14 protein-coding genes are annotated in these 14,841 nt (G+C 54.5%); all 14 read right to left on the reverse strand.

All coding sequences use genetic code 11. The features are described from left to right. Positions 1 to 186: 186 nt before the first annotated feature. Positions 187 to 417 (reverse strand): KH domain-containing protein, encoded by a 231-nt coding sequence (locus tag ACSFXJ_RS15830; RefSeq protein ID WP_091226369.1) that lies wholly within the window; start codon positions 415 to 417, stop codon positions 187 to 189. Between the two features lie 22 nt (positions 418 to 439). After that, on the reverse strand, positions 440 to 712 hold the full coding sequence (gene rpsP, locus ACSFXJ_RS15835) for a 30S ribosomal protein S16 (protein ID WP_435921300.1): 273 nt from the start codon (positions 710 to 712) through the stop codon (positions 440 to 442). A 61-nt stretch (positions 713 to 773) separates the two neighbouring features. Next, positions 774 to 2,150 carry a signal recognition particle protein gene (gene ffh, locus ACSFXJ_RS15840; RefSeq protein WP_435921301.1) on the reverse strand — a complete coding sequence of 459 codons (1,377 nt, stop codon included), beginning with the start codon at positions 2,148 to 2,150 and terminating at the stop codon, positions 774 to 776. A gap of 46 nt (positions 2,151 to 2,196) precedes the next feature. Further along, positions 2,197 to 2,550 (reverse strand): putative DNA-binding protein, encoded by a 354-nt coding sequence (locus ACSFXJ_RS15845; RefSeq protein ID WP_435921302.1) that lies wholly within the window; start codon positions 2,548 to 2,550, stop codon positions 2,197 to 2,199. A gap of 230 nt (positions 2,551 to 2,780) precedes the next feature. Continuing rightward, on the reverse strand, positions 2,781 to 3,428 hold the full coding sequence (trhA, locus tag ACSFXJ_RS15850; RefSeq protein ID WP_435925781.1) for a PAQR family membrane homeostasis protein TrhA: 648 nt from the start codon (positions 3,426 to 3,428) through the stop codon (positions 2,781 to 2,783). A 70-nt stretch (positions 3,429 to 3,498) separates the two neighbouring features. Continuing rightward, on the reverse strand, positions 3,499 to 4,500 hold the full coding sequence (gene ftsY / locus ACSFXJ_RS15855; RefSeq protein ID WP_435921303.1) for a signal recognition particle-docking protein FtsY: 1,002 nt from the start codon (positions 4,498 to 4,500) through the stop codon (positions 3,499 to 3,501). Positions 4,501 to 4,524: 24 nt separating this feature from the next. Further along, positions 4,525 to 8,097, reverse strand: coding sequence for a chromosome segregation protein SMC (gene smc, locus ACSFXJ_RS15860; protein WP_435921304.1), 3,573 nt, complete (start codon positions 8,095 to 8,097; stop codon positions 4,525 to 4,527). Between the two features lie 612 nt (positions 8,098 to 8,709). After that, a complete protein-coding gene (gene rnc, locus ACSFXJ_RS15865) occupies positions 8,710 to 9,405 on the reverse strand; it encodes a ribonuclease III (RefSeq protein WP_435921305.1) in 696 nt (231 codons plus the stop codon). Between the two features lie 12 nt (positions 9,406 to 9,417). Further along, the gene (fabF, locus tag ACSFXJ_RS15870; protein WP_435921306.1) at positions 9,418 to 10,656 is read right to left on the reverse strand and encodes a beta-ketoacyl-ACP synthase II; all 1,239 of its coding nucleotides are present in this window, start codon (positions 10,654 to 10,656) and stop codon (positions 9,418 to 9,420) included. Between the two features lie 109 nt (positions 10,657 to 10,765). Continuing rightward, positions 10,766 to 10,999: an acyl carrier protein gene (gene acpP, locus ACSFXJ_RS15875; RefSeq protein ID WP_009222968.1), complete on the reverse strand. Its 234-nt coding sequence runs from the start codon at positions 10,997 to 10,999 to the stop codon at positions 10,766 to 10,768. A gap of 71 nt (positions 11,000 to 11,070) precedes the next feature. Continuing rightward, complete coding sequence (gene fabG, locus ACSFXJ_RS15880; RefSeq protein WP_435921307.1) at positions 11,071 to 11,820, reverse strand: 3-oxoacyl-[acyl-carrier-protein] reductase; 750 nt, start codon at positions 11,818 to 11,820, stop codon at positions 11,071 to 11,073. A gap of 28 nt (positions 11,821 to 11,848) precedes the next feature. Then, a complete protein-coding gene (fabD, locus tag ACSFXJ_RS15885) occupies positions 11,849 to 12,802 on the reverse strand; it encodes an ACP S-malonyltransferase (RefSeq protein WP_435921308.1) in 954 nt (317 codons plus the stop codon). A gap of 34 nt (positions 12,803 to 12,836) precedes the next feature. After that, on the reverse strand, positions 12,837 to 13,823 hold the full coding sequence (locus ACSFXJ_RS15890; RefSeq protein WP_435921309.1) for a beta-ketoacyl-ACP synthase III: 987 nt from the start codon (positions 13,821 to 13,823) through the stop codon (positions 12,837 to 12,839). Then, a complete protein-coding gene (plsX, locus tag ACSFXJ_RS15895; RefSeq protein WP_435921310.1) occupies positions 13,820 to 14,821 on the reverse strand; it encodes a phosphate acyltransferase PlsX in 1,002 nt (333 codons plus the stop codon). The genes ACSFXJ_RS15890 and plsX overlap by 4 nt, the downstream gene beginning before the upstream one ends. Between the last annotated feature and the right edge of the window lie 20 nt (positions 14,822 to 14,841).

The following is a 14,841-nucleotide window of genomic DNA, read 5'->3' on the forward strand; positions in this document are numbered from 1 at the left end:
TACTTCCGTATCTTTCGCATCAAAGCCGTATTTATACTTCATCCGTTCATATCATGCAAATAAAACAAACCAGCTGAACAAGACAAGCCGGCATCCAGAACCCGGCCGCTTGTCCATTCCATTTCCTACAGCTTCAGCATGTACGAAAGCGGGCTAGGACAAATCCTAGCCCGCTTTCGTATATCTTTAAGACATGATGTCCACGGTAACCCGTTTGTCCATCTTAACGGCTGCCGATGTCACAACCGTGCGGAGCGCCTTGGCGATTCTCCCCTGCTTGCCGATCACTTTCCCTACATCATCGGGATGTACCGAAAGCTCATACACAATCAGGTGTTCCTTCTCCACGACCTCCACACGGACATCGTCCGGATGATCAACAAGAGCCTTCGCAATAACGCCGACTAATTGTTCCATTAAAGACCCTCCGAATCAGCAATTATTTCTGCTGCTTAAGCTCATGAAACTTCTTCATTACGCCGGCTTTGCTGAGCAGGTTGCGGACGGTATCGGATGCTTGCGCACCGTCTTGCAGCCATTTCAATGCCTTCTCTTCGTCGATGTTCACTACTGCCGGTTGAGCAACCGGGTTGTAGAAACCGATCTCCTCGATAAAACGGCCGTCACGCGGGGAACGGGAATTCGACACCACGATACGATAGAAAGGAGCTTTATGAGCGCCCATGCGTTTCAAACGAATACGAACTGCCACGAAATTCACCTCCTTTAAAGAATCCAAACTGTTATATTTCATCCGGCAAAATCAAAACCTATTACCGGAACGGAAATCTCATGCCTTTGCCCGCTTTGCCGAGCTGTTTCATCATTTTGTTGCCTTTGCCCTTCGGGCCCATCATGTCGGAGAACTGCTTCATCATCCGGCGCATTTCGTCAAACTGCTTGATCAAGCGGTTGACGTCGGCAAGCGTGGTTCCGCTTCCCGCGGCAATCCGTTTGCGGCGGCTGTGATTGATCATGTCCGGGTTCTGCTTCTCCTCTTTGGTCATGGAATGCACGATCGCTTCCACCCGGCCCATTTGCTTCTCGTCGACCTTGATGTCCTTCATTTGCTTCATTTTGCCCATGCCCGGAATCATATCCATGATCTGATCCAGCGGACCGAGCTTCTTCACCTGCTCCATCTGCTCCAGGAAATCGTCGAACGTAAATTCCGCATTGCGCATTTTCCGTTCCATTTCCTTTGCTTTCTCGGCATCGATGTTCGATTGCGCCTTCTCGATCAGGGAAAGCATATCGCCCATGCCCAGAATCCGTGAAGCCATGCGTTCCGGATGGAAAGGCTCAAGCGCATCGATCTTCTCGCCGAGCGCGGCGAATTTGATCGGGCAGCCCGTGACCGCCTTGACCGACAATGCCGCGCCGCCGCGGGTATCCCCGTCCAGCTTCGTCAGCACGACGCCGGTCAGTTCCAGCTGTTCGTTAAAGCTTTGAGCCACATTGACCGCATCTTGACCCGTCATCGCGTCCACGACAAGCAGCACTTCGTCCGGCTTGGTGACTTCGTGAATTTGGCGAAGTTCTTCCATCAGCGCCTCATCGACATGCAAGCGTCCCGCAGTATCGATCAGCAAATAGTCGTTGCCGTTATCTTTGGCGTGCTGCAATGCCTGCCGTGCGATTTCCACCGGACTGTTGCCTTCCGGCAGCGTAAAGACAGGCACCTTGATCTGCTCGCCGAGCACTTGCAACTGCTTGATGGCGGCCGGACGATAAATGTCGCCTGCGACCAAAAGCGGCCGATGGTTGCCCTTCAGGAGCAGCTTGGCCAACTTGGCCGAAGTCGTCGTTTTACCGGCCCCTTGAAGACCCGCCATCATGACGACGGTCGGCGGCCGGTTGCTTTTGGCCAGCTTGGCCTGGCTCCCGCCCATCAGCTCGGTCAATTCCTTGTTAACGATGTCGATAATGACCATGCCTGGCGTAAAGCTGTCCATGACCTCGCTGCCTACGGCTTTTTCCTTCACTTTGGCGATAAAATCCTTGACTACTTTAAAGTTGACGTCCGCCTCCAGCAAAGCCAAGCGAACTTCGCGCATCGCTTCGTTCACGTCGTCTTCGGATACCTTACCCTTGCCGCGAAGCTTGCTGAACACGCTCTGCAATCGATTCGTCAATCCTTCAAATGCCATTTTTATGGTCACCTCCGTTCCAATGTCGTAAGCACGCTCCGTTTGGCTAAATCTGTTCAGCCTGACGCAGCAGCTGCTTTGCCGTCTCTTTATGTAAGACAGACATCCCGCTGTCCTCTAGCAATTTCTCCAGTTTGGAAAACAGTTCGCCCCTTGCCTCGTCCCTGCGAAGCAAGCCGAGCTTCTCCTCGTACACTTCCAGCATCTCTTCCGCCCGCTTGATGTGTTCGTACACCGCCTGACGGCTGATTTCAAATTCCGAAGCGATCTCGCCCAACGAAAAATCATCGAGAAAATAATATTTGAGAAACGTTTGCTGCTTTTCCGTCAGCAGTGTTTCGTAATAATCAAACAACAGGTTGATTCGGTTCGTCTTCTCAAGCCTATTCTCCTGACTCATGTGGGCACCCCCTCCGTCAAGGAAAAACACTTTACAGCGCATCAACGCTCCTTATCATACCGAATGCAGATGCCCTTGTCAAGTAATTTCCCTTAACATCTATTCGACATAATAAATTTTACCTTCTCCAGCCTCGCTTGAAAATAAAAAAGCGGCACCGGACATATGGAATATCCTGTACCGCCATTTTAAGATCGTAGCATCCTCCGCCGATCGTAGCATCCTCCGCCTCAACGGCCTGGAAGCAGATACAGCAATATCGCGAAGAAATGGGTCACGCTTCCCCCGAGCACGAACAAATGCCAGATGGCATGGTGATAAGGAAACGCCCGCCATACATAAAATATCGTTCCCAGCGTGTAGAGAATCCCGCCGGCCACCAGAAGCACCATTCCGTTGTAAGGCACAGCCGCGGTTAGCGGGCTCCATGCGATCACGATCAACCATCCCATGATGAGATAAAAAATCGTGGACATGAACAAAAATCTTTTCACGAAAAACGCTTTGAACACCACGCCGACGAGCGCAATGCCCCAAATCGCGCCGAACAAGCTCCAGCCGAGCGGTCCACGGATCGCCACCAGCAAAAAGGGAGTATATGTTCCGGCAATGTAAATATAGATCGAGGAATGGTCAAAAAACTCGAACAGATCTTTGACTTTGCCCTCCTTGAAGCTGTGGACCAGGGTCGAGCACAAATAAAGGAGCAGCATGCTGACCCCGTAAATCGTAAAACTGACCACATGCCATGCCGTGCCCTTTAAACTGGAGAAAACGATCAGCAGCACAAGACCCGCCACGCTCAACAATGCTCCAATGCCATGGGTAATCGCGTTGGCGATCTCTTCCCTGCGCGGATACGTATGCGTATTTGCCATCATGTTCACCCCTCTCATCAATATCTTATTCATTCGGTAGTCACATCATATGGCCGTTCGCCCAGTTCAGTTACTCGTTCGTCCCTTCGGCGTCGTCTTCCTCCCGGATCAAGCCTGCAAACAGACCGTGTACAAACTGCTCGGAATCGAATTTTTGCAGGTCTTCCATCTTTTCGCCGAGACCGACCAGCTTCACCGGTAGGCTCAGCTCTTGGCGGATCGCGATGACGATCCCCCCTTTGGCCGTGCCGTCCAGCTTCGTCAACACGAGGCCGGTCACGCCGCTCTTTTCGCCGAACAGCTTGGCTTGACTGAGCGCGTTTTGACCGGTCGTGGCGTCGAGCACCATCAGCACCTCATGCGGAGCTCCCGGAATTTCGCGCTGAATGACGCGGTAAATTTTGTTCAGCTCTTCCATAAGGTTCGATTTGTTCTGCAAGCGGCCCGCCGTATCGCACAGCAAAATATCCGCACCGCGCTGCTTGGCCGCCTGGACCGCGTCGAACATTACCGCGGCCGGATCGGAACCGGCCTGCTGCTTGATGACTTCAACGCCGACCCGATTGCCCCACACTTCCAGCTGCTCGATCGCTCCCGCGCGGAACGTATCCCCCGCAGCCATAATTACATTTTTCCCCTGCTGTTTGTAATAATGAGCAAGCTTTCCGATCGTCGTCGTTTTACCTACGCCGTTCACGCCAACGAACAAAATGACCGTGATGCCGTCGGGATTCAACCGGATGTCGTTGTTTTCATCCCCGCGCAGCAGCCCGACCAGCTTTTCGGACAGAACCGGTTGCAGTTCCGCCGGATCCTCGATCTTCTGTTTTTTTACCTCAGATCGGAGATCTTCAATCAGGTTCATCACCGTATTTACGCCGACATCGGCGCCAATCAATATTTCTTCCAGCTCCTCGAAAAATTCTTCGTCGATCTTTTTCCGCCGGGTTACGAGTTCCGATACTTTTTCTACGAACCCCTTGCGGCTTTTTTCGAGTCCGTCCTTAAACTGTTTCGTGACCGATTCGGTTTTGGACGCAATGCTCTCTTTTAGTCTTTTAAAGAAACTCATAGGTTCCCTCCTAATTGGTATACATCAAGCGATTTCCATCGTTTCTTCGTCTTCCAGCTTCACGGAGACGAGCTTGGACACGCCGCCTTCTTCCATGGTCACCCCATAGAGCACGTCCGCTTCCTCCATCGTGCCTTTGCGGTGCGTAACGACGATGAATTGGGTTTGCTCGGAAAATTCGCGCAAATACTGCGCAAACCGGGCGACGTTCGCCTCGTCAAGCGCGGCCTCCACTTCGTCCAGTACGCAGAAAGGCACCGGTTTGACCTGCAAAATGGCGAATAGCAGCGCCATCGCGGTCAACGCGCGTTCCCCGCCGGAGAGCAGCTGCAGATTTTGCAGCTTCTTGCCCGGCGGTTGCGCTACGACATCGATCCCGGTTTCGAGCAGGTTTTCCGGATCGATCAGAATGAGATCGGCCCGTCCTCCCCCGAACAGCTTGGAGAACACGATGACAAATTCCCGGCGAATCGCGTCAAAGGTCGTTTTAAACCGTTTGGACATCTCGTCGTCCATTTCCTTGATCACCTGGTACAGCGTCGTCTTCGCTTCAACCAGGTCGTTCTTCTGCTCGCTGAGGAACTGATAGCGTTCGTTCACCCGCTGATATTCCTCGATAGCCCCAAGGTTGACGTCGCCAAGCAGCGTAATCTGCCGTTTCAGTTCCTTCACCTCGACCTGGGTCGCCTCCACATCCTCCGGAACGGTATAAAGCATTTTCGCCCGTTCATAGCTCAGCTCGTAATCATCGCCAAGTTTGCGCAGGATATTGTCCAGCTCGACATCGAGGCGGTTCGCCTGGATTTCGGTCTGGCGCAGCTGCTCCTCGACGGCTTTCAAGCCCAGGCGCTGCTCCTTCGTTTCGCTCTCGCCTTCTTCAAGCTTTTTCGTGAGCACGGCGCGGGAAGCCCGTTCCAATTCGAGCTGCTCGCTTGCGCGCTCCTTTTTCAGCTTGAAGTCGTTCAGCTCCTCGCGCTGGTTGACGGCTTGCATTTCGTTCTGCGCCAAATCCGCTTCGATCGATTGCATAATCTTACGGTTTTGAGCAAGCTCCTGCCCGAGAATTTCGCAATCCTCCTCGGACCGCCGCAGCTGCTCGCGAAGCGAATAGCATTCCTGGTCCAGTTTGCCTTCCCGCACCTTTAATCCGGTGAGCAAATCCTGGAGCTCTTCCTTCGCCGATTCGTTCGCTTTGCGCGCAAATTCGGCCGCCTGAATCGACTGCTGAATCGATTGTTCCTCTTTTTCCAATTCCAAAAGCAGCGCTTCGGCCGCCGCCTTCGCTTTATCGAAGTCTTCCATTTCCTTAATATATTGGCCCTTTTCCTGGCCGTATAACTGGAATTGTTCGGACACATGTCGCCATTCGCTGTCCACTTGCTTTAGGTCGCCGGCAATCGATTGCTCTTCCGTACGCTTGCGATCTCCCGCTTCGCGCAGCTGTTCCAGTTCCTTTTCCGCATCGCCCATCTGCTCGCGGACATCCTTTAAACCGTTCCGCAGCTTATCCAGCATTTGATCGCTTTCCGCGATGTCGGCGGCGAGCTGATCGAGCTGGCGTTTGCGGCCCAGCAAATTGCTGTTCTTCCGATGCTGGCTGCCCCCGGTCATCGAACCGCCGGCGTTGACGACGTCGCCTTCCAGCGTGACAATCCGGAAGCGGTATTGGCAGCGGGCCGCCATCTTGTTCGCCCGTTCCAGATCGGTGGCGAAAATGACATTACCGAGCAGGCTGCCGACGATGTCGGCATAGCGTTGTTCGAAGCCGACCAGCTCCGCACCGATGCCGACAAAGCCTTCGGCATCTTCAAGCTGACGCTTGTCGGCCGGGGAGATTTGGCGCGGACGGATGACGTCCAGCGGCAAGAACGTTGCCCTGCCGAGCTGGCGCTGCTTCAGAAACGCGATCGCCTGCCGGGATACGGCTTCGTTCTCCATGACGATATGCTGCATCGCCGCACCAAGGGCCGTCTCCACGGCGATCTCGAGCTTTTCCGGAACGCGGATCAGCTCCGCCACGGCCCCGTGCACGCCGCTCAGCACCGATTTGCGGGATGCCTTAAGTACTTCCTTGACTCCGAGGGCAAAGCCGTCGAAGTCTTCCTCCATCTCCTTCATCGTGTCCCGGCGGGATACGAGGCCTTCGCGCTTCTGCTCCCACTTGCGGATCCCGTTCTGGCTCTCTTCTGCCAGCTTCTGGAGCGACTGGTGCCGTTCGCTTGCCGCGATGTACTTGTTCCGCAATTCGGCGATTTCTTTGCCGAGCGTCTCCAGGCTATGCTCCAGCTCTCCTTTTTTCCCTTTCAGCCGTTCAAGCTCGTCCCGCCATTTGGTCCCTTCTTCTTCCGATCGGGCCATCCGGCGCTGCACGCCTTCCTTCTGCTGATCGGCGGAGCGAATCTCGCCGCGCGTATGGGCCATCCGGTTCATAATTTCCAAGAGCTGCCCCTTCAGGCTTTCCTCTTGCGCCTGGCTGATCCCTCCGGTAACCCCGACAAGCTTCGCCTCTTCGGCCGACAGATCGCTACGCAGCTCGGTGAGCTGCTTTTCGATGGCGGCGAATTTGCCGGCCAGCTCTTCCTTCTCGGCCGAACGCTGAGCATAGCGTTCCTCGCTTACGGCAAGCGATTGCCGCAGCTGTTCGCGGTTTTGGGTCAGGTTTTTCGCCCGCTCCTTCAACACTTCGCCGAAGCCTTCGCTTTTCTCAAAGCTTTCGCTGTATTCAAGCAATTGGCCTTGGAGTTCCTCGATACGTTCCTCCACCTGGCGAAGAGCCTGCCGGTCGCTTTCCAGCTTTGCATCATGGGCCGATACGACCGTAGACAACGCCAGCTGCTCCTCTTGCAGCTTGTTCAGCCGGCTATTGGCTTCGCTCCATGTTTCGTGAATTTGCTCGATTTGATGGACATACAGCGAAATTTCTTTGTTCTTCAGCTGTTCGCGAAGTGCTTTATATTTATGAGCCTTATCCGATTGCTCTTTCAGCGGCTCGATTTGATCTTCCAGTTCGCTGACCAGATCGTGGATACGCAGCAAATTTTGCTCTGTCTCGTCCAGCTTGCGCCGGGCGTCTCTTTTACGGGTTTTGTATTTGACGATCCCGGAGGCCTCTTCAAAAATCCCCCTGCGATCCTCGGACCGGGTGCTCAAGATTTCCTCAATCCGGCCTTGGCCGATGATCGAATAAGCTTCTTTACCGATTCCCGTATCCATAAAAAGCTCGGTAATATCTTTGAGCCGGCAAGACTGTTTGTTGATCTGATACTCGCTCTCCCCGCTGCGATGAACCCGCCGTGTGACGGTAACCTCGCTGAAATCCAGCGGAAGCGCATGATCGCTGTTATCCAGCGTCAGGGAGACCTCCCCGTAATTTACCGCTTTGCGCGCATCGCTACCGGCGAAAATAATGTCCTCCATTTTCCCGCCCCGCAGCGATTTCGCGCTCTGTTCGCCAAGCACCCAACGAATTCCGTCGGAAATGTTGCTCTTCCCGCTTCCGTTGGGCCCTACCACCGCGGTAATTCCCCGGACGAATTCCATTTCCGTCTTGTCGGCAAAAGATTTAAAACCTGCTAATTCGATCCGTTTCAAAAACATACGTTCAAGATCACCTCTAGCGACTATTGTACCATACATGCGACGCGCCTGTCTCCGGACGTAAAGACCAGAATAGCGGCGGTAATCGTGCGAATTTTCCGGTATGACATCCTCTTAAAGGATGCGATGTTTTGATCGTCCGCCTGCCCCAATCCTCACTTTTCCGTCAAAGACCTCAGGAAGACTGTACTTGATCCAACTTGCAGATGTAATAAGCATTTACAGAAGAGCATGAGGCCGACCGTCATGAACGAACAACTTCGGATGAATACATCCGTTATAGCCACAAATAATGTGTACAGCATCCGAGTGGATAAATCCGTAATCCGTGCCGGCGGGAAAATAAGGACCTTTTCTACCCTTATGCTTGAGAAATGAAGTCCCTTGTTATAAATAAGAACCTTTAATGGCGCTATTTCGGATGAATGTTCAAAAACAAGTCCATTTCGGCCTTCATACAGCCAAATAAGAACGTTTTTGTCCTCTATTTTCACGGAAAGGATCAGAATGCCTTGAATAAGACCATAAAAGGTTCTTATTTCCTTCCAAGTTGGCATAAAAAGCCCCAGCCGGACATAATGTCCGACCGGGGCTTCTGTTTGCACTATATGGCTACCCTTCCTGTTTCAGCCTTTCCAAAGCAACGGCCGCCGCTTGCTGCTCGGCCTCTTTTTTGGAACGGCCCATACCACGACCCAGGCCTCGCCCATCCATGAACACTTCGGATACGAATTCCCGCTCGTGAGCAGGACCCCGTTCCTCGACGATCCGGTATTCCAGCAGTCCCATGTTATGATGCTGGGTCAGCTCCTGCAGCTCGGTTTTGTAATCGGTCGTCTGCAGTTTGCCGTCCAGCGTAATCTGGGAGAACACATACTTGTGAAGGAAATCCCTGACCGCCTGAAGGCCTTGATCCAAATAGAGAGCCCCGACAAAGGATTCAAAAACGTCGGCCAACAACGCAGGACGCGTCCGGCCGCCCGTCAATTCCTCCCCTTTGCCGAGCAGGACGTACTTGCCGAATTCCAAGCTTTCCGCGAAACGGACCAGAGAAGGTTCGCATACGATCGCTGCCCGCAGCTTCGTCAGTTCCCCTTCCGGCCGGTCTGGAAAAATCCGGTATAAATGTTCCGACACCGTCAATTCAAGCACCGCATCCCCAAGAAACTCCAGCCTTTCATTGTCCTCATGCTGGTTGAAACGATGTTCATTCACATAGGACGCGTGCGTGAAGGCCTGTTTCAAAAGCTGCTTGTTTTGGAATGCCAGTTGGAGTTTATGTTGTAACTGCTTCAGATCTCCACTCAACAGACCGTCCCCTTATGCTTCGAATTTCTTCAGAATGATCGTGGCATTGTGCCCGCCAAATCCGAAAGAGTTGGACATGGTGACACGCACATCCGCTTTTCTGGCCGCATTCGGGACGTAATCCAGATCGCATTCCGGGTCCGGATGCTCCAGATTGATGGTCGGTGCGATGACACCGTGCTGTAAAGTCAGACCGCAGATGACGGCTTCGACGCCGCCGGCCGCGCCCAGAAGGTGCCCTGTCATCGACTTCGTCGAACTGATCGCAAGCTTGCCGGCATGTTCGCCGAAAGCCCGTTTGATGGCGATCGTCTCGGACCGGTCGCCGACCGGCGTCGAAGTACCGTGCGCATTGATGTAATCCACCTCGGACGGGTCGATGCCCGCGTCGCGGATCGCCATCTTCATGCAGCGTTCCGGTCCGTTCGGATCCGGCTCCGTCATGTGGTGGGCATCGCCGCTAAGGCCGTAACCGATCACTTCGGCGTAAATCTTGGCGCCGCGTTTTTGAGCGTGTTCGAGCGATTCCAGAATCAGAATGCCCGAGCCTTCGCCCATGACAAAACCGTCGCGTTCCGAATCGAAAGGACGGCTCGCCTTCTCCGGATCGTCATTGCGCGTAGACATCGCCCGCATCGCGCAGAAACCGGCCAGGCCGGTAGGACGGATCGTTGCTTCCGCGCCGCCGCAAATCATCACATCGGCATCGCCCCGTTGAATGAGCTTGTATGAATCGCCAATGGAATGAGTTCCGGTCGCGCACGCAGTCACCGCAGTACTGTTCGGGCCTTTGGCTCCGAACAGGATCGATACATGCCCGGAGGCCATGTTCGCGATCATCATCGGGATAAAGAACGGGCTTACGCGTTTCGGACCTTTTTGCAGCAACACATTGTGCTGATCTTCCCACGTGCCCAGACCGCCGATTCCCGAGCCGATCATGACGCCAACCCGTTCGGGATCGGCCTGCTCGGCAATGTTCAATCCGCTGTCCTTGAGGGCGCTTGTGGCCGCAGCCACGGCGAATTGGACGAAACGGTCCATCTTTCTTGCTTCTTTACGATCGATGTAATCTTCGGGATTAAAATCCTTCACCGAAGCGGCAATCTGGGTCGGATATTCGCTTACATCGAACGATTCGATCTTCGATACCCCGGATTTCCCCTGAACAAGATTGTTCCACAGCGTATCCAGATCTTGTCCCAGCGCCGTTACGGCACCCATGCCGGTAATAACCACTCTATGCTTCAAACACACTCACCTCGTATAGACTTCATGTGTAATAAACTTCGTACAACCTCCTAAGATGAGGAGAAGTCCCGCCTGCTTGATAAGGAGGTACGGGACTTTAGAAAAGACATTAGGTATGAGATTGTATGTAGTTTACAACTTCACCTACGGTCGTAATCTTCTCTGCATCTTCGTCGGAAATTTCAAGGTCAAACTCATCTTCAAGTTCCATGACCAATTCCACAACATCGAGCGAATCAGCACCCAAGTCATCTTTAAAAGAAGCTTCAAGCGTTACTTCTGCTTCATCCGCACCAAGGCGATCCACCACGATGCGTTTTACGCGATCCAAAATATCGGACATCCGGTTCACCTCCTCTTTGGTATTATACGAGAATTAAAAGTAAAATGCCATAGACGAAAACAATGCTTCAATTACATGTACATTCCGCCGTCAACATGCAGCGTCTGCCCCGTCATATAGGATGCGCTGTCCGAGGCGAGGAATACGGCCACCTTGGCAATTTCCTCAGGCCGGCCAAGCCGGGCAAGCGGAATACTGCTAAGCATTCCCTGACGCAGTTCCTCCGAAAGCTTGTCGGTCATGTCGGTTTCGATAAAACCGGGAGCGATGCAGTTCACCGTAATCCCCCGGGAAGCGAGCTCCCGTGCTGACGATTTCGTCAGCCCGATCACACCCGCTTTGGCGGCCACATAGTTAGCCTGCCCTGCGTTGCCCAGTACGCCGACGACGGAAGAGATGTTGATGATTTTGCCCGAGCGCTGCTTCATCATCGGGCGCGTGACGGCCTTTATGCCGTTAAAGACGCCTTTCAGATTCGTTTCGATCACTTCGTCGAACTCTTCCTCTTTCATTCGCATCATCAAATTATCCCGCGTAATCCCAGCGTTATTCACCAAGATATCGATGCTGCCCCAGTTTTCGAGAACCCCTTTGACCATGGCCTCGAACTGTTCGCTGCTGCCGACATGCCCCTGAACCGCGTAAGCCTTGACTCCGAGAGCCTCGATTTCACGGACGACGGAATCGGCGGCCTCTTTGTTCCCGGCGAAGTTGACGGCGACGTTCGCCCCCGCCTCGGCCAAAGCCAAAGCGATGCTGCGTCCGATGCCCCGCGACGCGCCGGTAACGAGTGCGTTTTGCCCATCAAGCGCTTTTGTCAATTGAGCCCTCCCCTTCCCAACACTTGTATTAGGTATTTGATTGGAGCTTGCGCAATTCTTCGGCGGTTTGCTCCAGACTTTCCAGTCCGCTGACATTGAACAAATGCAGGCTCTTGTCGATTTTTTTGATCAGCCCGGTCAGCACGCTGCCCGGTCCAAACTCGACGAAGGTATCCACACCTTGGGAGACGAGCCAAACGACGCTGTCTTCCCATAATACAGGGCTGTACACCTGTTCCACAAGCAGTCCGGCAAAATCGGCCGCATTTTGCGCCGGACGCGCCGTCACGTTCGCGACAACAGGCACGGAAGCGTCCCGGAATTCAACTTCCGACAGTTTCCCTTCAAGCCGCTCTGCAGCCGGACGCATCATTGACGAGTGGAACGGCCCGCTTACTTCAAGAGGAATGGCGCGCTTTGCACCGATCTCCTTTACGCGCTCCGCCACTTTGTCGACGCCCGCCTTGCTTCCGGATACGACGATCTGTCCCGGACAATTGACATTGGCGAGCTCAACCACGTCGCCGCCGCTCGTAATTTCAGCGCATAAGCCGGCAAGCGCTTCACGGTCGGCGCCAAGCACCGCCGCCATCGCTCCCAATCCGCCCGGCACGGCTTGCTCCATAAACTCGCCGCGGGCGCGAACCGTCCGGACGGCGTCCTCGAACGAGATCGCCCCGGCGGCCGTCAAGGCACTATATTCGCCAAGACTGTGTCCGGCCATATAATCGGGTTTAACGCCTTTTTGCGCAAAAGCTTCATAAAGAGCCACGCTGGTGGTGAGCAAAGCCGGCTGCGTATTCGCCGTTTGCTTCAGCTCCCCTTCAGGTCCTTCAAAAATCAGCTTCGTAAGCGGAAATCCGAGCTCGGTATCGGCCGTGTCGAACAGACGACGGGCCTCCGCCAAGCCGTCATAAATATCTTTGCCCATTCCGACGCTTTGGGAACCCTGCCCCGGAAAAACAAATGCAATTTTTCCCATCGAACAAATCAAGCCTCCTTCAAAACAACTTCTTTTACCAGACGAGTACGGACGCGCCCCATGTCAGGCCGCCGCCGAAGCCGACAAGCAAAACCGTGTCGCCTTCCTTCATCCGGCCTTCTTCCGCCGCTTCAACGAGCGCGAGCGGAATCGACGCCGCAGACGTGTTCGCGTATTTGTCCACGTTGATGACGACCTTTTCCTCCGGCAAATCAAGACGCTGCATCGCGGATTGAATAATCCGGATGTTGGCCTGATGAGGGACGAGCAGGTCGATGTCTTCCTTGGTTTTGCCCGCTTTGCGCAGCACTTCTTCCGTGGCCGAGCCCATCACGCGAACCGCAAACTTGAACACTTCCCGGCCGTTCATGTAAATAAAATGCTTGCCGCCTTCGACGGTTTCCCGGGATGCAGGCATGCGGGATCCGCCGCCCTCCAGTTTAAGAAGCGGGCCTCCGGCGCCTTCCGCACCCAAATCGAAGGAGAGGAACCCGCGGCCTGCGGGAACTTCGCCGAGTACGACGGCCCCGGCTCCGTCTCCGAATAAAACGCATGTGTTCCGGTCCGTATAATCCGTAATTCTGGACAGCGCATCCGCTCCGATTATGAGTGCATTTTTATACATGCCGGTTTGCAAAAAGCCGTTCGCCGTCGCCATGCTGTACACGAATCCCGAGCATGCCGCGGACAGATCGAATGCCGCCGCTTTTTTCGCTCCAAGCTTATCCTGGAGGATGCAGGCGGTCGAAGGAAATGTCATATCCGGCGTTACCGTAGCAACAATAATTAATTCAATATCCTCGGGTGCCAGGCCCGCCGATTCCAGCGCGCGGACGGCCGCCTCGTAAGCGAGGTCGGATGTCGCTTGCTCCGGTGCCGCGATATGGCGCTCCCGGATCCCCGTGCGCGAAACGATCCATTCGTCGTTGGTATCCACCATTTTTTCCAAATCCGCATTGGTCAGCACTTTTTCGGGCACATATTTCCCATAGCCGACAATCCCGATAGAACGTAAACTCATCTTTCTGCTCCCCGCTTCCCGCTGATTTCCTCAGATATGCTCTCCGTCAGACGGCTTTGAATCGCCGTCCGCGCCTGGCGAACCGCGTTCTTGATCGCTTCCCCGTCCGACGACCCGTGTCCTTTGACGACCAGGCCGCCAAGGCCCAATAACGGTGCCCCGCCATGTTCCTTGTAGTCGAGCGTCTGCTTAAGCCCGCGCATCGACGGCATCAGCACCGCGGCCGCAAGCTTGTTCTTAAGCGACTTCGTAAACTCCGTCTTGAGCAGCGAAAACATGGCTCCGGCCGTGCCCTCCAACGTTTTGAGCAAAATGTTGCCCGCAAACCCGTCGCAAACAAGCACATCGCACGCCCCCGTTAAAATATCGCGGGCCTCCACGTTGCCGATAAATTCGATCGGCATCTCCTCAAGCAGCGGATAAGCCGCTTTCGTCAGTTCGTTGCCTTTCATCGCCTCGGTGCCGACATTAAGCAGGCCTACGCGCGGCTTGGCGATGCCATGAACCTTTTGACGGTACACGCTGCCCATCAAAGCATATTGGGCCAGATGCTCGGGCTTTGCATCCATATTCGCGCCGAGGTCGAGCGCCAGTACGCCGCGCCCGTCGATCGTCGGAATCATCGGTGCCAGCGCCGGCCGCTCGATGCCGTCCATCCGGCCGACCACGAGCAGGCCCGTCGTCATCAGGGCACCCGTGTTCCCCGCGGAAATCATTGCAGCAGCCTGGCCCTCCCGGACCAAGCGCCCGGCGACGACCATCGAGGCATCCTTTTTACGGCGTACGGCCTTGACAGGCTCATCCTCCGCCTCGATGATTTCCTCCGCATGATGGATCTTCACGTTGGCCGGTGCGTTCGTCATATGCGGCTCAAGCGCTTCTTTGCGGCCGACCAGGATGATTTCCGTATCGCTCCATTCCCTGGCTGCCGCGAGAGCGCCTTCCACCGTGCTCTTCGGAGCATGGTCGCCGCCCATCGCGTCAATCGCGATTCGCATCCATATTCCTCCTTCACATA

The organism is Paenibacillus salivarius, from assembly GCF_051307165.1.
Lineage (GTDB): Bacteria > Bacillota > Bacilli > Paenibacillales > Paenibacillaceae > Fontibacillus.